Raw genomic sequence first — 22,927 nt, 5'->3', positions numbered from 1 at the left:
GCTTTCTTATCGGCATTTGTGGCGCTCTTTTTTTTCCTACTTCCCCCCTTTGGTGTGGGGGGGGGGGGGGGGGTGTGTTGGCTCTTTTTACACCCCCCCCCCCCCCCCCCCCCGGCTCCCACAATCCGGTTTCACAAAATAATCTGCTCAGCCCTTGTTCAAGGCCTCAGCCTTGGCCAGTACCTCGGCCACATGGCCTGGCACCTTGACCCCACGCCATTCGTGCCGCAGCACGCCATCGGTGTCGATCAGGAAGGTGCTGCGGTCCACGCCCATGTATTCCTTGCCGTACAGCTTCTTCAGCTTGATCACGTCGAACAGCTGGCAGACGGCTTCATCCTTGTCGGAAATCAGCTCGAAAGGGAATTCTTGCTTGGCCTTGAAGTTCTCGTGGGACTTGATGCCATCACGGGACACCCCGTAGATCAGCGTATTGGCCGCCTGGAACTGCGCGTAATGGTCGCGGAAGCCCTGGCCTTCGGTGGTGCAGCCCGGCGTGCTGTCCTTGGGGTAGAAATAGATCACCACCTGTTGGCCCTTGAGGGCTGACAGGCTGACGGTCTGGCCGCCAGTGGCCGGTGCTTCGAAGTTGACTACGGGTTGATCGACGGCAACAGCCATGACGATTCCTTACATGGGAGCTTGTGGGCGCCAGGGTTCGATCAGGGCGTCGAGGTTCAGCGCATCGGCGAAATCGAGGAACTGATCGCGCAGCCAACTGATCTGGGTCCCGGCAGGCAAGGTGACGGTGAAAGTCGCGTTGAGCATGGTGCCGCCGGTCTGCGGCGCCTGATACGTATCGCAGATCAGGTTTTCCAGCTCGACATTGTGATCCATGAAGAACTGGCAGAGTTCATTGATGATGTCCGGACGATACGCGGAGCTGACATAAGCCACGTAAGGCAGGGCCTCGGGACGGCTCTCCAGGGTGGCGCTGCGCACGACGCTGATGGTGAAGGTGTGTTTCTTGCCAAGGCTCGGCAGGCTGCCTTCCAGGCGGGCCAGAGCGTCCCAGCTGCCGGAAACCTGCAGGATCAGAGCGCTGTACTCGCCATGGCGGGTCAGACGCGAGCTGACCACGGAGCAACGGCTCTCGTGGCTGGCGCGGCACAGCACGTTGGTCAGCTCCATGGGGTTGGCCCCGAGGGCACTGATGACAAGGAATTGTTCGCGGACTGTGGGGGTGGACGACATGCAGCATTCCTAAGCGATGAGTGGTCGGTACGTAAGCGGGCTTGCGTGAGTCGTTCGTTGATCGCCGTTGCTGGAAATCCGCCACGACCGCTACCGCCTGATCGCCTGGAAAAGGCGCGCAGACAGCGCTGGGACGGGGATTGCGGCAGTAAAAGCGATCGATTGAACGAGGCCGACAGATGACCCGTACCAATCAAAGAACGAAGGGTAGCGAAAACCATCGCTCAGGGGAATGCTCAGAGCACGGTACTTCGCTTGTACAAGGCCGATGGCGCCAGTACCATTACCGCTCTCTTTTTCCGGCAGGAGCGGTTGCATGATTGCGGGCAGTATGGTGGCACTGGTCACACCAATGGATGCACAGGGTCGTCTTGACTGGGACAGCCTGAGCAAACTGGTGGACTTTCACCTGCAAGAGGGCACCAACGCCATTGTTGCCGTTGGCACTACAGGTGAATCGGCCACTCTCGATGTCAATGAACACATCGAAGTGATCCGTCGCGTGGTCGCCCAGGTAGCAGGGCGCATTCCGGTCATCGCCGGCACAGGGGCCAATTCGACGCGCGAAGCCGTCGAACTGACCACCAATGCCAAGAATGCCGGTGCCGATGCCTGCCTGCTGGTGACTCCGTACTACAACAAGCCGACCCAGGAAGGCCTGTACCAGCATTTCCGGCACATCGCCGAAGCAGTCGACATCCCGCAGATCCTCTACAACGTGCCGGGCCGTACCGCCTGTGACATGCAGGCAGAGACTGTGATCCGTCTGTCTACGGTGAAAAACATCATCGCCATCAAGGAAGCCACGGGCGACCTGCAGCGCGCCAAGGATATCCTGGCAGGCGTGAGCAGCGACTTCCTGGTTTACTCCGGTGACGACGCCACGGCGGTCGAGCTGATCCTGCTGGGCGGCAAGGGCAACATTTCCGTGACCGCCAACGTCGCGCCGCGCGCCATGAGCGACCTGTGCGCCGCGGCCATGCGTGGCGATGCCGTCACCGCCCGGGCGATCCATGAAAAACTGATGCCGCTCAATAAAACCCTGTTTATCGAATCCAACCCTATTCCCGTGAAATGGGCTCTGCATGAAATGGGCATGATGCCGGACGGTATCCGTCTGCCGCTCACCTGGCTCAGCGAACCCTGCCACGAACCGCTGCGTCAGGCCCTGCGCCAGTCCGGCGTATTGGTTTAATTGAGGAAGTATTACGCAATGAAGCGATTGGCCGGACTTTCCGCACTTGCCTTGATTATCACCAGCACCAGCGGCTGCTCCTGGGTTTGGGGTCCTGAGGGCTACTTCCGGGATCGCAGCAGTGATTACCTGGAATCCCACCAGACTGCACCGATGCAGCTGCCTTCTGATGTCGCTACGCGCAAGCGCCTGGATCCTTTGCTGCCGATTCCGCGCAATGTTGCCGATGAAACCGTTAAAGGCGAATTCATCGTGCCGCGTCCGCAGCCTCTGTCCACCGTGGCCGAGTCCAGCGATTTCAGCCTGCAGAAGAACGGCGATGCGCGCTGGATCCTCGCGCAGCGCTCGCCTGCCGAAGTCTGGCCGATTGCTCACCAGTACTTCGAGGACAACGGCTTCCGCATCGCTGAAGACCGCCCGCAGACCGGTGAATTCAACACCACCTGGCAGCGTCTGGACGAACTGTCCGGCGCCGTGTCCACGCGCCTGAAGGCCAGCGGCCTGTCCGCCGACAGCGAAACCCGCGTGCGGGTACGTATCGAGCCTGGCGTGCAGCGCAACACCAGTGAAATCTTCGTGGTCAGCCTCGAGCGCCCGGCCGGCAGCACCACCGAGAGCGATTTCCCGGCGCGTACCGTCAACCTGGGCCTGGACTCGGCACTGACCGACGACATGCTCGCCAGCATGAGCCGCGGCGCCGAGAAGGGCAGCTCCATCTCCCTGCTCGCTGCGCGTGACTTCGACGCCCCGAGCCGTGTAGCCCTTAGCGAAGACGGCAGCGGTAACCCGGTACTCAACGTCGGCTCCGACCTGGACCGTGCCTGGTCGAGCGTCGGCCGTGCACTGAACCAGGGTGAATGGCGCGTGGAAGACATCAACCGCAGCCTCGGCCTGTACTACATCAACCTGGCGGAACGTGCCGATCGTCCGGAAAACCAGCCTGGTTTCTTCGGCCGTCTGTTCGGCAGCAAGACCACCAAGGAAGAGATCGATGCCCGCGCCCAGCGTTATCAGGTGCGTTTGAGCAAAGTGGGTGACAGCGTCCAGGTCACCGTCGAGAAGAACATCAATACCGTGGCGCCAAGCGATGTCGCCCGCCGTGTATTGGGTGTGATTCAAGACAACCTGGGTTAATGCGCTTCGCGGTTCTGGGAAGCGGCAGCCAGGGAAACGGCACGCTGGTCGCAAGCGACAACACCTGCGTGCTGGTCGATTGCGGTTTCTCCCTGCGGGAAACCGAGCGACGCCTGGCCCGGCTGGGGCTCAGCGCTCACCAATTGAGCGCTATTCTGGTAACCCACGAGCATGCCGATCATGTGCATGGCGTGGGGATGCTGTCGCGGCGCTACAATTTGCCGGTGTACCTCAGCAGCGGTACCCAGCGTGGCTTGCGCAAGCCGCTGGAAGTTGCCGGGTTGCTCGGCGGCGGCCAACAGCTGCAGATCGGCGCGCTGACCATCGATGCCGTGGCCGTGGCCCACGACGCGCTTGAGCCGACCCAGTTCGTGTTCAGTGACGGCAAGCGGCGCTTTGGCGTACTGACCGACCTGGGCTCGTACTGCGAGTCGATACTGCACAGCTACAAGGGCCTCGATGCCTTGATGATCGAAGCCAACCATTGCCGTGACCTGCTGGCCCGGGGTCATTACCCGTACTTCCTCAAGCAGCGGGTGGGTGGCGAACGAGGACATTTGAACAATCACCAGGCCGCCAATCTGGTGAGCGAGCTGGGATGGCAGGATTTACAGCACCTGGTGCTGGCCCATCTGAGCAGCAAGAACAACCTGCCGCAGCTGGCCCGGCAATGTTTTGTCGACACCCTCGGGTGCGACCCGGACTGGCTGCAACTGGCCGATCAAGATTCAGGGCTCGACTGGCGACATATCGCCTAGCCCATCTACTTAGCAAGCGGAGCCCATCATGGAAAAACGTGAAGAACTCTACCGCGGCAAAGCCAAATCGGTGTACACCACCGACGACGCTGACCGTCTGATCCTGCTGTTCCGCAACGACACGTCGGCATTCGACGGCAAGCGCATCGAACAGCTGGACCGCAAGGGCATGGTGAACAACAAGTTCAACGCCTTCATCATGCAGAAACTTGAAGCCGCAGGCGTGCCGACCCAGTTCGACAAACTGCTGGGCGACAACGAATGCCTGGTCAAGAAGCTGGACATGATCCCGGTCGAGTGCGTCGTGCGTAACTACGCTGCCGGCAGCCTGGTCAAGCGCCTGGGCATCGAAGAGGGCACCAAGCTCAATCCCTACACCTTCGAACTGTTCCTCAAGAACGACGCCATGGGCGACCCGTTCATCAACGAATCCCACGTCGTGGCGTTCGGTTGGGGCACTGCCGAGCAACTGGTACGCATGAAAGAACTGTCGCTCAAGGTCAACGAAGTCCTGAGCAAGCTGTTCGACGACGCAGGCCTGCTGCTGGTCGACTTCAAACTGGAATTCGGCGTGTTCAGCGACGGCTCCATCGTCCTGGGTGACGAATTCAGCCCGGACGGCTGCCGTCTGTGGGACAAGGACACCAAGAAGAAAATGGACAAGGACCGCTTCCGCCAGGGTCTGGGCGACGTGATCGAAGCCTACGAAGAAGTCGCCCATCGTCTGGGCGTCCCGCTGTAACCCTCAAAACGACGCAAGCGCTTGATAGCACGAAAAAAAACTTGGACAAAATGCTCGCATTCCCCAGTTAAGCTGTTATCATGCGCGCCGTTGGAGAGATGCCAGAGTGGCCGAATGGGACGGATTCGAAATCCGTTGTACTGGCGACAGTACCTAGGGTTCGAATCCCTATCTCTCCGCCATTATTAAAAGCCCTTGTAAATCAATGAGTTACAAGGCAAGAAAACGGTAATTATGTAGCAAATTTCTGTAGCATCGCCTTTTAAGGTGGTAAAGCAGAAAAATACCTACAAATTACCGTTTTTTTTCGCCTGCCTTTTTTCTGGGTTGCGTCCTAGCCGCTGAATCACTTTACCTTGCCCTTGTGGTGGCCTTTGGATAGCATCGGGGCTTATCACAAGGATGTTTGACTATGCTCACTCGCTCGTTCAAAGAGACGATCAGGTCCGTGGTGGAGGCTTCTCAACAGCCCCTGACACCGCAAGAGATCAAAGAGGTCGTAAAGGCCCAATATCCAGAATTCCATGGTACGCCTTCGCATCTTCGCAACGTTGAGCGGGGCCACTACACGACCTTAGATCATGCACTGTTGGCTCAGATTTATGGCGTGGTTAGGACCAATGATGAATTTTTCTGTGACTACTCCACTAAACCTTACAAGGTATCGCTGACTACTGGTGAGCTTGCTGAAGATGCACCTGAGCTTGAAGACTTTGACGTATCCATCGGCAACGTCTACGTTTTGAAAACAGGAACCTATACTCAGCAGGGTCGCGAGATCATCAAAATAGGTTTCACATCTCAAAATATAGAAAAGCGAATTTTGCAACTCTATACAACTGGTGTGCCTTTCGAGTTCTCTGTTCACAAGGTTTACTCAACTCGCAATTTTATCGAGCTTGAGCAAGCGCTGCACAAATTGCTGACAGGCTTTAGAGTAAATAAGTCTCGAGAGTTCTTTACTGATGAGGCGATACCGTTTATTGACGGAGTAGTAGATGTTCACAGATTAATTCAGGCGGAAAAAGCTAGGTGACTATTTGTGCCCATATTGGTAAGGAATGTTAATGTATGGGCAGTGTTAGGTTGCAGGCGATTATTACAATATGCTTATTGTGCTCTGAGGTGATATATGGCTAAAGAATTACCATACCTTCCTACTTATAAGAATGTGGGTAAGCTATTTGAAGCAATTGAGTCAGCAAAAAAACCAGATATTTTAACTACGAGAGTGCTTGGGGAGACTTTTGGGATAAAGGGAACAGGTGATCGTCCTCTGATATCTCTTCTTAAAACGCTCGGCTTTTTAGATCAGTCAGGAAAGCCAACAGCAAGTTACGATCTACTTAAAAATAGCGGGCAAGCGCCGCGTGCCATTGCCGAGGGTATACGGCGAGCTTATCAACCATTATTCGAAGCGAACGAATCTGCACACTTACTTGTCGGAGAGAGTTTGCGTGGTCTGATAGCTCAAGTTACCGGGGCGGATAAGGGCGTTACAGGGAAAATTGCCGGTACGTTGAATGCCCTTTTGAAGTTGGCCGATTTTTCGGATGAGGACCAACGTCGGGAGAAAAAGACTCCGCAAGCAACGGATGAATTTATAGAAGACGATGTTGAAGAAAAAGAAATTCATAAGAAAAAGAGACCGTCCGGGCTTCGTCCGGAGTTCCATTATAATATTCAGGTGCATCTTCCATCTAATGGTTCGGAGGAAACTTATCTAAATATTTTTAATGCTATTAGGAAAACATTTGAATGATTGATGAATCCAGACTGGCGCTTTTTGTAATGCTCGGTCAGAGTGTCAGTGCCTCTATCGATGAGAAGATTGATCTAATTACACCACCTTCATTGAAGATTTCAGAAAATTACGATCTTTCCGCTGTTATTCCTGACTCCGTAAGGCGCGCATACGAAGCGTCTGAAGCCTATAGGCTGTTTTTTGTCTTTGAGAGCTATCTAAAGGAGTTTGTGACCGGCGCGCTAATTGCCAAGAACGGTGATGAATGGTGGGATCAAGTTCCCAAAGATGTCCAAGATGAAGTTGTAAAGCTGGAGGAAACTGAAGAGGCTAAAAGCTGGATGGCGCTAGGTTCCCGAGATAAATTGTCGCTGATGACATATCCACAACTATTAAGAGTTATCGACGTCTGTTGGAAAACTCATTTTGAGGAGCTGTTAAGGGATAAAGCTCTTGTTCAGCAAGCTCGACTCATATCTCACCTGCGTAATACGATTTGTCATATGACGAATATATCGGTGGAGGAGTTGGAGCGGATAAGGCAGACGATGAGGGATTGGTTTAGAAGAATTGCACCTTGAGAGTTTCGGTGTTTTCGTATAGTGAGTTTCAAGTTTTGGATATTAAAGATTGACGGTATTTTAGTTTCTTGTGGTACGGTTTGCGTTTCGAGTTTTCAGTGGTGATATTTTAAGTTTTATCGTTTTTTTAAAGACGCCAAAAGTCCGCGTCGGTGCAGACGACGATTTCACGTATTTTTGTAGCAAAAATATGTAGCAAAAAATGCAAAGACCCTTGTAGGTGCTGGCTTTTTCGGGTCTCCAGAGCATTTGTCCACTGCTCCCTATCTCTCCGCCATTATTGAATAACGAAAAACCCCTGATCATCGTGAGATGTCAGGGGTTTTTTGTTTGTGCTCTAACGCTTTGGCGATAGCGTTCACGCCCCTGAGATATCTATCGAAGCTTTTAGAGTGCTGATTTTCAAATCGGTATCGGCCTGTCAGTCACCCACCGCTTTTACGGGCGCTTCGCACCCGATCGTCACCAAGGCGGCTCCTGCCTGATTTCATTTCAACATCCAATCCGCCCATTCCCACCGCACTCATCCGTGCACCATTGCCCCTCATCGCACCACCGCGCTCCATGATCGGGCCGCGTCCTGTGGCATTGCCCTTGTCAGCAGGTCAGCCGTTTTGACCCGGATAATTTTTTACCGGTTGATTTTGAATCAAGCCAATCGAAATCGAACCACTGACCCGCTCTAACCCCCGAAAGTGCGACAAAACCCCGCACACGCGTTTTGAATCACTTGAATCAATCATCAAAAAAAACGGCACAAGCGTTGCAATGGCTCCTCCATCTTCCGCCTTCCGAAGTTTGGTAGCCCAGATGGATCGAGATGCCCTGTGTACCGCGCTCAAGCAGCAGTTCGAGTCGTTCCCCAAGCAGGAGCGCACTGCGGCGGCGTTCATCCTGAATAACCCCCACGAAGTGGCGGTGATGTCCATGCGCGATCTTGCGCGTCTGGCTGATGTACCGCCGTCGACCATGACTCGCCTGGCCAAGCGCGTGGGCTTGAGTGGTTACGACGATCTGCGGGCGCTGTTCATTGATTCACTGCGCGGCCAGAACAGCGCCTACGGTTCGCGCGCTCACGATTTGATCGAGTTGAATCAGCGTGTCGGTGCTCATCGTGTCGTGCAGGACATGGCCAATAACGCCATCGAACATATCCAGGCCCTCTGTAGCCCGGAGAATCTCGACGCCATCGAGCGTTCAGTGCAGTTGCTGGCGGGGGCGCGGCAGATTTTCTGTCTGGGCATGCGTTCCTCGTATGGGGTTGCCTTTCAGTTTTCCCATGTGGCGTCTTATTTCGCCAAGAACGTGCGGCTGGTGGAGGGATCCGGCGAAAGCGGCGTGATGACCATCATCAACCAGACAACCTCCCGGGATGTCGCTCTGGTGTGCAGCTTGCCGCGCTATTCGCGGCGTCTGATCACCCTGACCAACTACCTGCATCAGCAAGGCGTTCGGGTCATCACCATCACCGACAGCCTGACCTCGCCCACGGCACGCATGGCCACCGAGTCGATCATCGTCAAGAACCACAACCCCTCGTTCTACGACACGATCGTGCCCGCCATGTTGATCAGCGAAATTCTTGTGGCGCTGCTCTCGGCCACGTCCACCAAAGACACCGAAGCCTCGGTGACCCAGACCGAAGAGAAGCTCTTGAGTCTGGGTGAATGGTGGGATCTGGGCTGAGCCTGCCTGCCAAGCCGCATACGTTTTCCTCACTCGAACGCACCCCCGACGGAGCTGCATCATGAAAAAATTACCGTTTCACTTGCTCAAGTCCACTGTCATCGGCGTCGGCGTGTCTGCCTTGCTTGCAGTCACTGGCGCTCAGGCTGGCGAGGCACTGGACCACATCCTCAAAGCCAAGGAAGTACGCATTGCGGTGCCGGTGGATTACCCGCCTTACGGATCTGTCGGCCCGGACATGGCGCCACGCGGACTGGACATTGATGTCGCCAACCTGATGGCGGAAAAGCTCGGTGTGAAGCTGCAACTGGTACCTGTGACCGCGCCTAACCGCGTCGCTTACCTGCAATCGGGCAAGGCCGACTTCACCATTTCGTCGTTGGGCAAGACCGCCGAGCGGGAAAAGGTCATCGATTACAGCATCGCCTACTCGCCGTTCTTCGACGCGGTATTTGGTGGCAAAGCGATACCCGCGAAAACCATGGCTGACCTGGCAGGCAAAAGCGTGGCGGTCACCCGCGGCTCCATGCAGGACAAAGAGCTGACGGACATGGCGCCCCAAGCCATCACCAAGCGTTTCGAGGACAACAACAGCTCGATATCGGCCTTTATGTCCGGGCAGAGCCAGATGGTCGCCATCGGCACCACGGTGGCTGCCGCGCTGAAAGAGAAAAATCCGGCGCTGGACATCGAACTCAAAGTGATTCTTTCCAATTCGCCCAACTACATCGGCATGGTCAAGGATCAGCCGGAGTTGCGCGCCAGGGTCAACGAGATCATCCGCACCGCCAAGGCCGACGGCACCCTGGATGCCATTTCCATGAAGTGGTTGGGCGCACCTGCTGGCCAGTTGCCTGAATAACCATGAAGACGTCCAAGCCAGTACTGAGCGCGTTGGCGAACTGGAGCGCCAGCGTCGTTCTCGCCGATATTCCGGAGGCAGTTCAGGCGGTAGCGATACGCTGCCTGATCGACACCTTGGGTGTTGCCCTGGCGGGCAGTGTCAGCGAAGTGGCTGCCAAGGCCCGTTCCCTGATCAGCCTTACCGCCGCCGAGGGCGACTGTGTGGTGTTGGGCGGCGAGCGGTGCTTCAGTGCGCCGGCAGCGGCCTTTGCCAATGCGGCGGCGGCTCATGCCCTGGATTTTGACGACAACAGTTATCCGGGATTCGTCCACGGATCGGCGGTGATCATGCCAGCGGCCCTGGCCGTGGCGCAGCTGCGCGACCTGAGCGGCAGTGCCTGGCTGACGGCATTCGTGGTCGGGGCCGAGTGTGAGTACGCACTGGCCAGGATGCTGACCCGGCATATCTACGATCAGGGCTGGTGGACCACCGGTGTGCTGGGCTGCGTGGGCGCTTGTGCCGCAGCCTGCCATGGGCTGGGCCTGAGTGCCGAACAGACCGCCCATGCACTGGGTATCGCGTTGGCGGGCACCGGTGGCATGAAAGCCAGTTTCGGCAGCGATGCCAAGGTGTTGATGGCTGGGCGCGCGAGCGAGACAGGTGTGGTTGCCGCGTTGCTGGCGCAGGCGGGCAGCAGTGGCCCGTTGGACATCGTCGAACACTCGAGGGGGCTGGCGGCGATGTTCAATGCCGGGGTTCTGCACACTGGCATTCTGCAGGGGCTAGGCCGGGACTGGAGCCTGATCACGCCCGGCGTCGATATCAAGCGCATACCTGTGTGCCTGTCTTCCCATGCAGCGGTGGATGCGTTGCGCGGTCTCGTTGACGAGTTCGCCATCAACGCCGATGCCATCGAGGCAATTGAGTGCGATGTGCCGACGATCGTCGTGCAGAACCTGATTTATCACGCGCCAGTCACACGCGAGCAGGCACGGTTCAGCCTGCAGTTTGCCCTTGCAGCGACCTGGCTACAGGGCGATGTCGATCTGGATAACGTCACTACAACCATGGCAGCGCGCAGCGACGTCGTGGTGTGCATGCAGCGCATCAGCCTGCAGAGCAGCGCGCGCTGGTCAGACCCGGTGCTCCTTGAGTCAGCCCCGGAGGGCGCCTGGGTCAAGGTTCTGCTCAAGGACGGCAACAGTCGGGAAAGATTCTGCGCAATGCCGGTTGGCGCGGCGAGAAACCCCCTGAGCCACGCCCAGTTACGTGCAAAGTTTCTGACCTGCGCCACGCAAGTGTTGCCGCTGCATGAGGCGCGCGCGCTTCTGTCGAGGCTTGAACAGCCGCAACAACTGCCTGACGTCCGTGCGCTTTTGCCTCACTTTTCCAGTCAAGAGATACACCCATGACCTTTGATTTTCTGGCTGTGCTCAACCAATGGCCGCTGTTGCTCCAGGGATTGTTGCTGACGGTCGCCTTGACCTTGTTTTCCGCTGTAGTGGGCACCGCGCTGGGTATTGGCTGTGGGTGGTTGCGCAGCAAAGGCCCGCAGTGGGCACGCTGGGCGGTGGGGCTGTATGTGGAAGTGATCCGCAACACGCCCTTCATCATTCAGCTGTTTTTCATCTTTTTCGGCTTGCCGAGCCTGGGGCTGAAGCTCACAGCGTTGACGGCGGCGATTCTCGCCAACGTGATCAATCTGGCCGCCTATGTCAGCGAAATCGCTCGCTCAGGCATCGAGTCAACGCCACAAGGCCAGTTAGAGGCAGCGCAGAGCCTGGCCCTGGATCGCTGGCAGATATTTTCCCGTGTGGTACTGCCGCCCGCTCTTAAACGGGTATGGCCGGCACTGGTAGGGCAAACCATCATCATCATGCTGGGCTCTGCCGTATGCAGCCAGATCTCCACCCAGGAGCTGTCCTACGCCGCAAACCAGATCGCCAGCACTTCATTCCGCAATTTTGAAACCTACATCATCGTGGCCGGCCTTTATCTCACCCTGGCTGTGGCGTTACGCCGCCTGCTGAACTGGGTCGGTCCGCGTTTCATCTTCGGTCGGTAAGGGGCAGTCCAATGTTCGAATTTTCGGTATGGGATATCGCCCGCAACCTGCTTCTGGCGATGCGCTGGACGGTCGGCCTGTCGCTGATCGCTTTCATGGGCGGCGCGCTGATGGGTGGCCTGTTGGTGGTCCTGCGCCTGACCGGTAACCGCTTGGTGCGCGTGCTGATCATGGGCTATGTCCAGGTCTTTCAGGGCACGCCCCTGTTGTTGCAGTTGTTTCTGGTCTATTTCGGCCTGTCGATGTTTGGCCTCCAGACCTCTGCGCTGGTCGCCGCGTCGATCTGCCTGACGCTGTATGCCAGTGCCTACCTCACGGAAATCTGGCGCGGCTGCATTGTTTCCGTGGACCGCGGCCAGTGGGAGGCCGGCAGCAGTCTGTCCCTGAGCTTCGCCGAGCAACTGCGCTACGTGATCGTGCCCCAGGCCTTTCGCATCGGCATCGCGCCGACCGTCGGCTTCATGGTGCAGATCATCAAGGCCACGGCGCTGACCTCGGTTATCGGCTTTGTCGAGATGACCCGGGCCGGGCAGATCATCACCAACGCTACGTTCCAACCCTTTTTCATCTACGGATCGGTCGCACTGATGTATTTCGCCCTGTGCTTCCCGCTGTCGCTGTACAGCCGCCGTCTTGAACACTCTCTTCGCCGCTGAGGACGATCAGCCATGACGCTTTCGCAAACACACAACCTGCCAGAGTCCTTTGCCCTGGTCGACATTCGCGGCCTGCGCAAAAGCTTCGGCGACAACGAAGTCCTGCGCGGCATTGACCTGAAAATCGCGCGCAAGGAAGTGGTCTGCATCATCGGTCGCAGCGGTTCAGGCAAAAGTACTTTGCTGCGCTGCCTCAATGGCCTCGAGCAGTTTCAGCAAGGTTCGGTCACCGTCGATGGGCAGCCGATCCGCCACGATGACCGCCGGGCCATGCGCGAATTGCGCCAGAACGTCGGCATGATCTTTCAGAATTTCAATCTGTTCCCTCACCTGAGCGCCGGGCAGAACGTGATGCTCGCCCCCGGACTGGTCAAGCGCACCTCTCGCGAGGACGCCCGGCACCAGGCGGAAAAACTGCTGGCGCGGGTCGGGCTGGCCGAGCGCTTCGACTATTTCCCTGACCAACTCTCGGGCGGCCAGCAACAGCGTGTTGCCATCGCGCGCGCCCTGGCGATGAATCCTCAGGTTTTATTGTGCGATGAAATCACCTCGGCGCTTGATCCGGAGCTGGTCGGCGAAGTCCTGCAAGTGGTGGAAGGCCTCGCCAACGAGGGGATGACGCTGATCATGGTCACCCATGAAATGGCCTTTGCCCGACGCGTCAGCGACCGGGTGATCTTCATGCACCAAGGTCATGTGCACGAAGTCGGTGATCCCGAAGCGCTGTTCCAGGCCCCGCAAACCACCGAACTTCAACGCTTTCTATCGATGACGCCTTGAGTCGCCGGCGCACGGCAATCCGTCCATTCAATTTCTTTCCTGGAGATAACCATGAGCTTTCCGCTGACCGTCCCACCGTCCAAGAAACACCAGAGCTTCCTGTGGTCGCCCATCTGCACCGACCTCGATCAGTTGGACGCGCACATTGCGATCCTCGGTATTCCTTACGGCAAGGCGTACGTCGCCGAGCACATCAGCAATGACCAGAGCAAAGCGCCAGATGCCATCCGGGCCATGAGCGACCGTATCTGTCGCGCCCTGCATCACTACGATTTCGACGTGAACGGTCCGATCTATGACAACCGCGACCTCAAGGTTGTGGATTGTGGAAATGTCCCGGCCGATCCATCTGACCTGGATGCTACGTCACTGCGTGCCGAGCAGGCCGTGCGCAAGATACTGGCCGCAGGCGCCATGCCTATCGTGCTGGGCGGCGATCACAGTATTCCTATTCCGATTCTGCGTGCCTATGACGATCAAGGCCCGATTACCTTGATCCACATCGACGCGCATCTGGATTGGCGCGACGAGATCAATGGCGTTCGTGAAGGGCTGTCCAGCCCCATCCGTCGGGCTTCGGAAATGGAACACATTGGCGAGATCTTCCAGATCGGCCTGCGTGCCCAGGGCAGTGGCCGCGAGACGGACTTCCAGGCCGCCGTCGATTACGGCGCGCACCTGATCACTGCCTATGACGTTCATGACCACGGTATGCAGTCGGTGCTGGACCGCATTCCTGATGGTGGCAAGTACTACCTGACCATCGATGCCGACGGCCTTGATCCTTCCATCATGCCCGGCGTCGCCGGCCCGGCGCTGGGCGGTGTCACCTATGTGCAAATGCGCAAACTGATCCATGGCCTGGTCAAGAAGGGCAGGGTCGTCGGGATGGATATCGTCGAGATCACGCCGTCGATCGATGTCAACAACATCAGTTGCATCACGGCGGGTCGACTCATCGTCAACCTGATCGGCGCCGCCGTGCGCGCTGACTATTTCGATGCTGCAAAGCTGTAACCGGCCAGGGCCAGGGAAGGCCGATCATTGCTCACTCAACTCAGAATCGATCATCGCAGGTGCCGCATGCCCACTCATACCCGCATCAGAATGTTCAACACCAAAGATACCTACCCCAACCAGTCGCTGGATAACGACTTGTGCCAGGCCGTACGGGCTGGCAATACGGTCTATGTTCGCGGTCAGCTGGGCACCGATTTTGACGGCAACCTGATCGGCCTCGGCGATGCCCGTGCCCAGGCCGAGCAGGCAATGAAGAACATCAAGCAATTGCTGGAAGAAGCGGGCAGCCAGTTGCAGGATATCGTCAAGATCACCATCTACCTGATCGACCCGCGCTATCGTGAAGCGGTTTATCGCGAGGTCGGTAAATGGTTGAAAGGTGTGTTTCCGATTTCAACCGGGCTGGTGGTATCGGCCCTGGGGCAGCCGGAATGGTTGATGGAAATTGATGTTATTGCGGTGATTCCCGACTGACTATGCGTTGAAGTGATGTCCGTGGGACCTCAGGGTAGAACCGGCTTCAGCTGGGAAGGCGATCGTTGCAGGCGATAGATATGTATCGATCCTGCTGAGCTGTCCCGGCAGAAGCTGCGCCCACCTTTATTTTGAGCGTACCTCTGCGGCCATTCCCCCCAGGAATGCCCCCATAAAAATCCCGAATTTCATTTAAGCTCCCGGATACAGTAGCTTGGTCACCATCGAATATGGAGATCGTGCGATGCCCCATTCCCGCCTGCAGCTTTACGTTGACGCCCAACTCACCAGCCCCTACGCCATGTCGACGTTCGTCACGTTGCGCGAGAAAGGCATCGAGTTCGAGATGGTCGCCCTGGACCTGGATAAATCGGAAAACCAGGAAGAAGGTTATGCCAGCCTGTCCCTGACCCAGCGGGTGCCGACGCTGGTGCATGGCGACTTCGCCCTGTCCGAGTCATCGGCCATCACCGAGTACCTGGAAGAGGTGCTGCCGCAGACGCCGGTCTATCCAAGGGACCGTCAGCTACGGGCGAAAGCGCGGCAGGTACAGGCCTGGCTGCGCAGTGATCTGCTGCCGATCCGGCAGGAGCGCTCCACGCTGGTGGTGTTCTATGGCGTGAAGGGTGCGCTGTTGTCGCCTGCTGCCGAGGCTGCGGCCCGCAAGCTGTTCGCGGCGGCCCAGGTACTGCTGGCGGGCAATCCGGACTACCTGTTCGGCCAATGGTCGATTGCCGACGTCGACCTGGCCCTGATGCTTAACCGGCTGATTCTCAACGGCGATGAAGTGCCCTCTGCGCTGGTGGAATATGCCCAGCGCCAATGGCATCGGCCGACGGTGCAGGAATGGGTGAAGTTGCAGCGGCCGGAGATTTAGCGGCGGCTGGCGAGCATGAAAAAGCCCCGAGCGCTCACACGCCCGGGGCTTTTTTCGTCCAGCTTGCGCTCAGCAGATGCTCAAGCCTTGGACAGCCTGCTCACCGGCAACAGCAATCGCTCGGCCACCACACCAAAGATCAGCCCCAGGCTGGTCCACAGGACCAACTGGATGCCCAGTGCGGCGGTGCGGAATTTCCACAGCAGGACTGCAGAGAAGCCCTCCGGCACTTCGTTGATGGTGGGGAACAGGTAGGCGGCCACCGAGACGATCACCAGGTAGGCGGCAACGCCTTTGATGGCGCCGTTCCACAGCCCGGAGCGGGCAATGAATTTGCGCCCGGCGTTGATCGCGATCACGGCGGCGGCCAGGGACACCAGTACCATCAGAAAGAACAGCTTGGTGCGCTGGCCGATGGTATTCGGGTCGCCCACGGATGGCGGGTTCGGTGGGTAGACCAGGCCTGGCACGACAAATACCGCAACAAACGCGGCCAGGGCGAGCAGGGCGGACAGGCCGCGTGGGCCGACCTTGCCGATGCGGCCCAGGGAGTAGGCGAACACCAGGGCGAAGATGCCACCCAGGGACATGCTGTAGACGACCACGCCCGTCAGCAGGCCGAAGGTACTTTGTACATCACGGCTGACCAACTCTTCTTCTTCCGGCGCTGCTGCAGCGTCGCCGTGGGAATGGTGGTGAGCCTGGCTTTCTTCAAACGCGATAGCGTTATCAACCTGCGGTTCGCCGAAGACCTTGGCAAAACCAAAGGCCAACAGGCCAGCAATCAGGCCGACAAGCATGCCCCTGACGAGTAAACGACCAGTCATTGGAAAAACCTCAAATCAGTGGCAGGGAAAGCCCAGCAGGTGGCGGCCATCGTGTACGAATTCGTGAACGTACGCGCCAGAGAACATTGCGGTTGCGCCTTGCTCGGCGCCGACGAAATACAACGCCAGCATCAACAGCAGGCCGCCAAAGATCGCCCAGGGCAAGACTTCGCCCAAGGGAATGGTCGGAATGGAGATATCGGTTTGACTTGCAGCGCTATAGGCCATGATTACCTCTAGGGATTACGCGTCCCGGTTACGGTGGGAAGATCGAAGAAAGGTCTGGCTTTCGGCATGGAGCCGACCACAGTGGCGCGACCGCGTCGGTTTTTGACCGACTTCTTTTTTCGTAATATTTGGATACAGCGCACCTAGTGTACGCTTTCGGCAAGCACGCATCACAGGATTTGCACAATGGCCTTGCGCCTCACTCTGGTATCCCATGCCGCGACATTGGCGCAGAAGAAGGCCCGCTTTGCTGCGGATGAGCCGCTGATCATGGATTGGCAGGCCCAGGCCGGTAAATATAGTCAGTTTTCAGGTCGGCGAACCCGTTTCTTGCACGGGCCGGAGCTGCGGACCCGGCAGACCGCAGCACTGTTCAGCGAGCATTCCGAGGTCGATCAAGGTTTGCGTGATTGTGATTTTGGCCAGTGGCAGGGCTTAAGCATCGAAGAGATCGAGCAGGCCGAACTTGGCGCCTGGATGAGCGACTGGCAGGCGGCGCCCCATGGCGGGGAGTCCATCGCGCGCCTGTGCCAGCGGGTGGGGGAATGGATGGACGGGCTGACAGGCACGGGGCATGTCGTAGCTATCAGCCATCCGTTTGTGCTGCGAGCGGCGTTGATGCGGGTATTGCAGTGCCCGCCGACAGCTTTTCATACCATCGATATCGAGCCGTTATCGGCGGTGGATCTGCGTTTCAACGGGATATGGCGCATGCGGGTGGTAGAGTTGCCTGCGCTGGTCCTTTAAGAGGGCAGTGTGACGGCGAATCTGTGGGAGCGAATTCATTCGCGAAAGCGGCGTTTCGATCAACGCAGATGTATCGAATTCACCGGCCTCTTCGCGAATGAATTCGCTCCCACAATTGGCTCATACAAAAAAGACGGTGTTACGCCAGCTCTGCGCGCAACTGCCGCGCTGCCGCCACCATATTCACCAATGCCGCTTCGGTTTCCGGCCAGCCACGGGTTTTCAGGCCGCAGTCCGGGTTGACCCACAGGCGTTCGGCCGGCACACGCTTGGCCGCCTTGCGCAGCAGGTTGCTCATCTCTTCGGTCGCAGGAACCCTTGGCGAGTGGATGTCGTAAACGCCAGGGCCGATATCGTTGGGGTAATCGAAGGCTTCGAAGGCCTCCAGCAGCTCCATGTCCGAGCGCGAGGTTTCGATGGTGATCACGTCGGCGTCCATGGCGGCGATAGACTCGATCACATCGTTGAACTCGCTGTAGCACATGTGGGTGTGGATCTGGGTTTCATCGCGCACGCCCGAGGCGCACAGACGAAACGCTTCTACCGCCCAGTCCAGATACTCCTGCCATTGTGCACGGCGTAGTGGCAGGCCTTCGCGAAAAGCAGCTTCGTCGATCTGGACGATCTTGATCCCGGCGGCTTCCAGATCGACCACTTCATCGCGGATGGCCAGGGCCAGTTGCTGCGCCTGAACCTTGCGCGACACATCTTCCCGGGGGAAGGACCACATCAGCATGGTCACGGGGCCGGTCAGCATGCCTTTCATGATTTTGTCGGTCTGGGTCTGGGCGTAACGGATCCACTCGACGGTCATGGCCTGGGGGCGGCTCAGGTCACCGAAAATGATCGCCGGTTTGACGCAGCGCGAACCGTAGCTCTGCACCCAGCCAAAGCGGGTGAAGACATAGCCGTCCAATTGTTCGGCAAAGTACTCGACCATGTCATTGCGCTCGGCCTCGCCATGTACCAGCACATCCAGGCCCAGACGCTCCTGCACCTGCACGGCATGGCGGATTTCGTGATGCATGGCGTCGGTGTAATCGCTGATGGAAATTTTGCCCTGCTTGTAGGCCTGGCGCGCCAGACGAATCGACGAAGTCTGTGGGAACGAACCAATGGTGGTTGTCGGAAACGCTGGCAGATCCAGGCGTGCCCGCTGCACTTCGATGCGTTGGGCAAACGGCGAATGGCGCTGGCTATCGGCGACGGTGACGGCGGCGATGCGTGCCTGTACGTCGGCGTTGTGGATGCGCTTGGACTGTTGGCGGCTGGCCTGAACGGCGCGGCTGTCCTGCAGGGCCTGCTGCACGGTGAGGTCCTGGGGGGTGATCACGGCCTTGCTCAGCACGGCGATTTCGCGGCACTTCTGCACGGCGAAGGCCAGCCAGCTCTTCAGTTCGGCATCCAGTTTGTCTTCACGACCCAGATCCACCGGGCTGTGCAACAGTGAGCAGGAGCTGCTCACCCAGAGATTGTCGCCCAAGCGCTGCTGAGCCTGTTGCAGTTGCGCCAGGGCTTTGTCCAGATCGCAGCGCCAGACGTTGCGGCCATTGACCACGCCCACGGACAGCACTTTGTAATTCGGCAGCCGGTCGAGCACGCTGGCCAGTTGCTCTGGCGCGCGGACCAGGTCGATATGCAGGCCATCCACCGGCAGTTCTGCCGCGAGAACGAGGTTGTCTTCCAGGCCGCCGAAGTAGGTGGCGAGCAGCTTCTTCAGGGGCGAATATTGCAGGATGTGATAAGCCCGTTCGAAGGCGCTTTTCCAGGCCTGTGGCAAGTCCAGAGTGAGGATCGGCTCGTCAATCTGCACCCACTCGACGCCCTTGCGTGCCAGGCGGCCGAGGATTTCGCCGTACACCGGCAGCAAGCGCTCGAGCAGGTCCAGCTTGTCGAAATCATCGCCCTTGGACTTGCCCAGCCAGAGGTAAGTCAGCGGGCCGATCAACACCGGCTTGACCTTATGACCCAGGGCCAATGCTTCGTCGACTTCGTCGAACAGTTGCTCCCAGCTCAATAGAAAGCGTTGGTCAGCGCTGAATTCCGGGACCAGATAGTGGTAGTTGGTGTCGAACCATTTGGTCAGCTCCTGGGCATATTGCGCTTTGGAGTGCTCGCCGCAACAGGCGACGCTGGCGCCACGGGCCATGGCGAACAGGGTGTCCAGGGTCGGCAGGCCGTGCTCGCCGAGGGTTGGAGCGAAGCGCTCGGGAATCACGCCGAAGGCCAGGGAGTGGCCGAGAACCTGGTCATACCAGGCGAAGTCACCCACCGGCAGCAGCTCGATACCGGCGTCGCGTTGCAAGGCCCAGTGCTGTTCACGCAGGTTGCGGCCGACGGTTTTCAAGGCCTGTTGGTCGATGTCGCCTTTCCAGTAGGATTCCAGGGCTTTCTTGAGTTCACGGTCGGCGCCAATGCGCGGAAATCCGAGAGAATGTGCCAATGCCATAGCAATACGTCTCCAATGGGTTAAGTGGCGCGCATTGTCGACAGCTCGGCCTGCATGAAACAAACTCATTATTTTCCAGATCAACACAAGATTAATTCATGTGCGGGGTTGCCGGAAGCCTTTATGAAAAAGATCCTGATCATCGGCATCGGTGCCGGAAACCCTGAATACATCACGATTCAGGCGGTCAAGGCGCTCAACCGGACCGACGTGTTTTTCCTGATGGACAAGGGCCAGAGCAAGGAAAAGCTCAATCTGCTGCGCAGCGAGATTCTCGAGCGCTATATCGACGAGGCTGATTACCGGGTTGTCGAGGCGCTTAATCCTGAGCGCGAACGCGGGGAGGGCGATTACCTCAAGGCGGTCGATGACCTGAACAGCGAAAAGCAGCGCACGTTCGAGCAACTGATTGGCGAAGAGCTGGCCGACGGCGAGTGCGGGGCGTTTCTGGTGTGGGGCGATCCGTCTCTGTATGACAGCACGATCAGAATCCTCGACGACATTCTGCACTGCGGCCGTCATGTCTTCGACTACGAGGTCATTCCCGGCATCACCAGCGTCCAGGCCCTGACGGCCCGGCACAAGGTTGCGCTGAATAATATCGGTCAGGCCGTGGAGATCACCACCGGGCGCAGGCTGGCTCAGGGCTACCCAGAGAACGTCGACAGCGTGGTGGTCATGCTCGATGCCCTGGACAGCTACCGCACCGTGACGGACCGCGAGCTGGATATCTATTGGGGCGCTTACCTGGGGACGCCAGATGAAATCCTTATCTCGGGCAAGCTCAAGGACGTCGCCGACGAGATCGAGCGCACGCGCAAGGCGGCGCGTAAGGCCAATGGCTGGATCATGGATACCTATCTGCTCAAGCGTGAGGTCTGACAGCCGTGGTTGCTTTGGGAGTGAGTTCTGTGGGAGCGAATTCATTCGCGAAAGCGGTGTTCCAGGCGATGAAGATGAGGCGAATGTACCGACCTCTTCGCGAATGAATTCGCTCCCACAATTCCCCTTCAATACGCTCGCATTGCGTATCGCCGACATCATTTCGCCACGACATAAGTGACAAAATGTCGCAATGCCATGCATCGCGAGTAAGATATGTCCCTTGCTTGCACCCGGACTTTTTTCCGGTGCGGGTCTGATGAGCCGGCGAAAAGAAAAAGATAAATGCCAGGCTGCCCGTGCCGTCGATGTACCGATATTACGAGTAGACGAAAAAGGCGATTAGAGAAAATGACCAAAACTTCGCGTCCGTTGTACATTTCCTACGCAGGTCCGTCCCTGCTGGAAATGCCCCTGCTGAACAAAGGCAGTGCTTTTACCCCGCAAGAGCGGGTCGAATTCAACCTGATCGGTCTTCTGCCGCAGAACGTAGAGACGATCGAAGAACAAGTGGCTCGGGTTTACAGCCAATACAAGCAATGCGCTACCGACCTGGACAAGCACATCTACCTGCGCTCGATCCAGGACAACAACGAAACTCTGTTCTTCCGCCTGCTGGACTCGCATCTGGAAGAGATGCTGCCGATCATCTACACCCCGACGGTTGGCCAGGCGTGCCAGGAATTCTCCAAAATCTACCGCACCCACCGCGGCCTGTTCATTTCCTATCCTGAACGCGACCGCATCGACGATATCCTGCGCAGCGCCACCAAAGACCGCATCAAGATCATCGTGGTCACCGACAGCGAGCGCATTCTCGGCCTGGGCGACCAGGGCATTGGCGGCATGGGCATCCCGATCGGCAAGCTGTCGCTGTACACCGCATGCGGTGGCATCAGCCCGGCCTACACCCTGCCGATCGTGCTGGACGTGGGTACCAACAACCAGGAGCTGCTCGACGACCCGATGTACATGGGCTGGCGCAACAAGCGCGTAACGGGCAAGGAATACGAAGATTTCATCGCCCTGTTCATCGAAGCCGTGCAGCGTCGCTGGCCGGACGTGCTGTTGCAGTTCGAAGACTTCGCCCAGACCAACGCCATGCCGTTGCTGGAGAAATATCGCGACGAGCTGTGCTGCTTCAACGATGACATCCAGGGCACCGCGTCGGTGGCCGTGGGTACATTGCTCGCCGCGTGCAAGGCCAAGAACGAAACCCTGGGCCAGCAGCGCGTAGTGTTCCTCGGTGCCGGTTCCGCTGGTTGCGGTATCGCCGAGCACATCATCGCTGCCATGGTCATCGAAGGCCTGAGCGAAGCCGAAGCACGCAAACGCGTGATGATGGTCGACCGTTTCGGCCTGCTCACCGACAGCATGGACAACCTGCTGGACTTCCAGAAAAACCTCGCCCAGAAAGCCGCCGATACCAGCGGTTGGTCGAGCGGCGCCGGTTACCCGGAACTGCTGGACGTGGTCAGCCACGGCAAGCCGACCGTGCTGATCGGTGTGTCGGGCCAGCGCGGCCTGTTCACCGAGCAAGTCATCCGCGAGATGCACAAGCATTGCGCCAAGCCTCTGGTCATGCCGCTGTCGAACCCGACGTCGAAAGTCGAAGTGACGCCGCAGGAAGTGCTGGACTGGACCAATGGCGAAGCACTGGTCGCAACCGGTAGCCCGTTTGCTCCGGTGACTGTAGGCGATCGCACGTTCCATATCGCTCAGTGCAACAACTCCTACATCTTCCCGGGTATCGGTCTGGGTGTTATCGCGGCGAAAGCCACGCGCATCTCCGACAAGATGCTGATGGCGGCGTCCAACGCTTTGGCCGAGTGCTCGCCAATGGTCACTGGCAAGGGCGACGCTGTTCTGCCGCCGTTGAAAGAGATCCAGGAAGTCAGCCGCAAGATCGCCCTGGCCGTAGCCAAGCAGGCGCAGGCTGAAGGCCTGGCGCTGGAAACCACGGAAGAAATGCTGATCGAAGCGATCCAGCATCATTTCTGGCAGCCGAACTACCGCTCGTACCGTCGCAGCGCTCTCTGATAGC

The 22,927-nt window shown here is 58.0% G+C and carries 24 protein-coding genes, 1 tRNA gene and 1 riboswitch; of the genes, 20 read left to right on the top strand and 5 right to left on the bottom strand.

Translation table 11 applies throughout. The annotated features are described in order from the left end of the window. Positions 1–147: 147 nt before the first annotated feature. Both M2401_RS11125 and M2401_RS11120 read right to left on the bottom strand, forming a co-directional pair. Complete coding sequence (locus M2401_RS11125; RefSeq protein ID WP_259102684.1) at positions 148–621, bottom strand: peroxiredoxin; 474 nt, start codon at positions 619–621, stop codon at positions 148–150. Positions 622–630: 9 nt separating this feature from the next. Next, positions 631–1,194, bottom strand: a complete 564-nt coding sequence (locus M2401_RS11120; protein ID WP_259102683.1) for a glycine cleavage system protein R — start codon at positions 1,192–1,194, stop codon at positions 631–633. A gap of 316 nt (positions 1,195–1,510) precedes the next feature. Here M2401_RS11120 and dapA point away from each other — a divergent pair, with 316 nt between their 5' ends. The 17 genes from dapA (at position 1,511) to yfcF (ending at position 15,750) form a co-directional block, all read left to right on the top strand. Continuing rightward, on the top strand, positions 1,511–2,389 hold the full coding sequence (gene dapA / locus M2401_RS11115) for a 4-hydroxy-tetrahydrodipicolinate synthase (protein ID WP_259102682.1): 879 nt from the start codon (positions 1,511–1,513) through the stop codon (positions 2,387–2,389). An 18-nt stretch (positions 2,390–2,407) separates the two neighbouring features. Then, entirely contained in the window at positions 2,408–3,523 is a 1,116-nt protein-coding gene (gene bamC / locus M2401_RS11110) for an outer membrane protein assembly factor BamC (protein ID WP_259102681.1), read from the top strand. Beyond that, positions 3,523–4,281, top strand: coding sequence for an MBL fold metallo-hydrolase (locus M2401_RS11105; protein WP_259102679.1), 759 nt, complete (start codon positions 3,523–3,525; stop codon positions 4,279–4,281). Before bamC ends, M2401_RS11105 begins: the two co-directional genes overlap by 1 nt. A gap of 28 nt (positions 4,282–4,309) precedes the next feature. Beyond that, a complete protein-coding gene (gene purC, locus M2401_RS11100; RefSeq protein WP_259102678.1) occupies positions 4,310–5,023 on the top strand; it encodes a phosphoribosylaminoimidazolesuccinocarboxamide synthase in 714 nt (237 codons plus the stop codon). A gap of 92 nt (positions 5,024–5,115) precedes the next feature. Beyond that, positions 5,116–5,205 (top strand) — tRNA-Ser (locus M2401_RS11095). 230 nt (positions 5,206–5,435) lie between these two features. Next, complete coding sequence (locus tag M2401_RS11090) at positions 5,436–6,059, top strand: GIY-YIG nuclease family protein (RefSeq protein ID WP_259102677.1); 624 nt, start codon at positions 5,436–5,438, stop codon at positions 6,057–6,059. A 96-nt stretch (positions 6,060–6,155) separates the two neighbouring features. Further along, positions 6,156–6,785, top strand: a complete 630-nt coding sequence (locus M2401_RS11085; RefSeq protein WP_259102676.1) for a DUF5343 domain-containing protein — start codon at positions 6,156–6,158, stop codon at positions 6,783–6,785. Next, a complete protein-coding gene (locus M2401_RS11080) occupies positions 6,782–7,348 on the top strand; it encodes a Swt1 family HEPN domain-containing protein (RefSeq protein WP_259102675.1) in 567 nt (188 codons plus the stop codon). Before M2401_RS11085 ends, M2401_RS11080 begins: the two co-directional genes overlap by 4 nt. Positions 7,349–8,158: 810 nt before the next feature. Further along, on the top strand, positions 8,159–9,034 hold the full coding sequence (locus M2401_RS11075; protein ID WP_259102674.1) for a MurR/RpiR family transcriptional regulator: 876 nt from the start codon (positions 8,159–8,161) through the stop codon (positions 9,032–9,034). A 61-nt stretch (positions 9,035–9,095) separates the two neighbouring features. Then, positions 9,096–9,896: a transporter substrate-binding domain-containing protein gene (locus M2401_RS11070; RefSeq protein ID WP_259102673.1), complete on the top strand. Its 801-nt coding sequence runs from the start codon at positions 9,096–9,098 to the stop codon at positions 9,894–9,896. Between the two features lie 2 nt (positions 9,897–9,898). Next, positions 9,899–11,290: an MmgE/PrpD family protein gene (locus M2401_RS11065; RefSeq protein WP_259102672.1), complete on the top strand. Its 1,392-nt coding sequence runs from the start codon at positions 9,899–9,901 to the stop codon at positions 11,288–11,290. After that, positions 11,287–11,943, top strand: coding sequence for an amino acid ABC transporter permease (locus M2401_RS11060; protein ID WP_259102670.1), 657 nt, complete (start codon positions 11,287–11,289; stop codon positions 11,941–11,943). Before M2401_RS11065 ends, M2401_RS11060 begins: the two co-directional genes overlap by 4 nt. A gap of 11 nt (positions 11,944–11,954) precedes the next feature. Then, positions 11,955–12,599, top strand: coding sequence for an amino acid ABC transporter permease (locus M2401_RS11055; RefSeq protein ID WP_259102669.1), 645 nt, complete (start codon positions 11,955–11,957; stop codon positions 12,597–12,599). A gap of 12 nt (positions 12,600–12,611) precedes the next feature. Further along, the gene (locus M2401_RS11050; protein WP_310504115.1) at positions 12,612–13,379 is read left to right on the top strand and encodes an amino acid ABC transporter ATP-binding protein; all 768 of its coding nucleotides are present in this window, start codon (positions 12,612–12,614) and stop codon (positions 13,377–13,379) included. Positions 13,380–13,430: 51 nt separating this feature from the next. After that, positions 13,431–14,396 (top strand): agmatinase, encoded by a 966-nt coding sequence (locus M2401_RS11045; protein WP_259102667.1) that lies wholly within the window; start codon positions 13,431–13,433, stop codon positions 14,394–14,396. A gap of 66 nt (positions 14,397–14,462) precedes the next feature. Next, complete coding sequence (locus M2401_RS11040) at positions 14,463–14,873, top strand: RidA family protein (RefSeq protein ID WP_259102666.1); 411 nt, start codon at positions 14,463–14,465, stop codon at positions 14,871–14,873. Positions 14,874–15,117: 244 nt separating this feature from the next. Next, entirely contained in the window at positions 15,118–15,750 is a 633-nt protein-coding gene (gene yfcF, locus M2401_RS11035; protein WP_259102664.1) for a glutathione transferase, read from the top strand. Between the two features lie 80 nt (positions 15,751–15,830). On the opposite strand, the gene M2401_RS11030 is transcribed toward yfcF, so the two are convergent. After that, entirely contained in the window at positions 15,831–16,577 is a 747-nt protein-coding gene (locus M2401_RS11030; protein WP_259102663.1) for a CbtA family protein, read from the bottom strand. A gap of 15 nt (positions 16,578–16,592) precedes the next feature. Further along, on the bottom strand, positions 16,593–16,805 hold the full coding sequence (locus tag M2401_RS11025) for a CbtB-domain containing protein (protein ID WP_259102661.1): 213 nt from the start codon (positions 16,803–16,805) through the stop codon (positions 16,593–16,595). A 33-nt stretch (positions 16,806–16,838) separates the two neighbouring features. Continuing rightward, positions 16,839–16,967: riboswitch (cobalamin riboswitch) on the bottom strand. A gap of 24 nt (positions 16,968–16,991) precedes the next feature. Here M2401_RS11025 and M2401_RS11020 point away from each other — a divergent pair. Further along, positions 16,992–17,552, top strand: coding sequence for a histidine phosphatase family protein (locus M2401_RS11020; protein ID WP_259102659.1), 561 nt, complete (start codon positions 16,992–16,994; stop codon positions 17,550–17,552). Positions 17,553–17,691: 139 nt separating this feature from the next. Here the strand turns inward: M2401_RS11020 and metE are convergent, their stop codons facing one another. Next, a complete protein-coding gene (metE, locus tag M2401_RS11015; protein ID WP_259102657.1) occupies positions 17,692–20,001 on the bottom strand; it encodes a 5-methyltetrahydropteroyltriglutamate--homocysteine S-methyltransferase in 2,310 nt (769 codons plus the stop codon). 123 nt (positions 20,002–20,124) lie between these two features. Between metE and cobF the strand changes: the two genes are divergently transcribed. Further along, positions 20,125–20,883, top strand: a complete 759-nt coding sequence (gene cobF, locus M2401_RS11010; RefSeq protein ID WP_259102656.1) for a precorrin-6A synthase (deacetylating) — start codon at positions 20,125–20,127, stop codon at positions 20,881–20,883. Between the two features lie 351 nt (positions 20,884–21,234). Beyond that, entirely contained in the window at positions 21,235–22,923 is a 1,689-nt protein-coding gene (locus tag M2401_RS11005) for an NAD-dependent malic enzyme (protein ID WP_259102654.1), read from the top strand. Positions 22,924–22,927: the final 4 nt, after the last annotated feature.

The sequence above is a fragment of the Pseudomonas sp. JUb42 genome (assembly GCF_024807945.1).
Classification (GTDB): Bacteria; Pseudomonadota; Gammaproteobacteria; order Pseudomonadales; family Pseudomonadaceae; genus Aquipseudomonas.
Note: the sequence above shows the minus strand (reverse complement) of the source record. Positions and strands in the feature narration are given on the sequence as shown.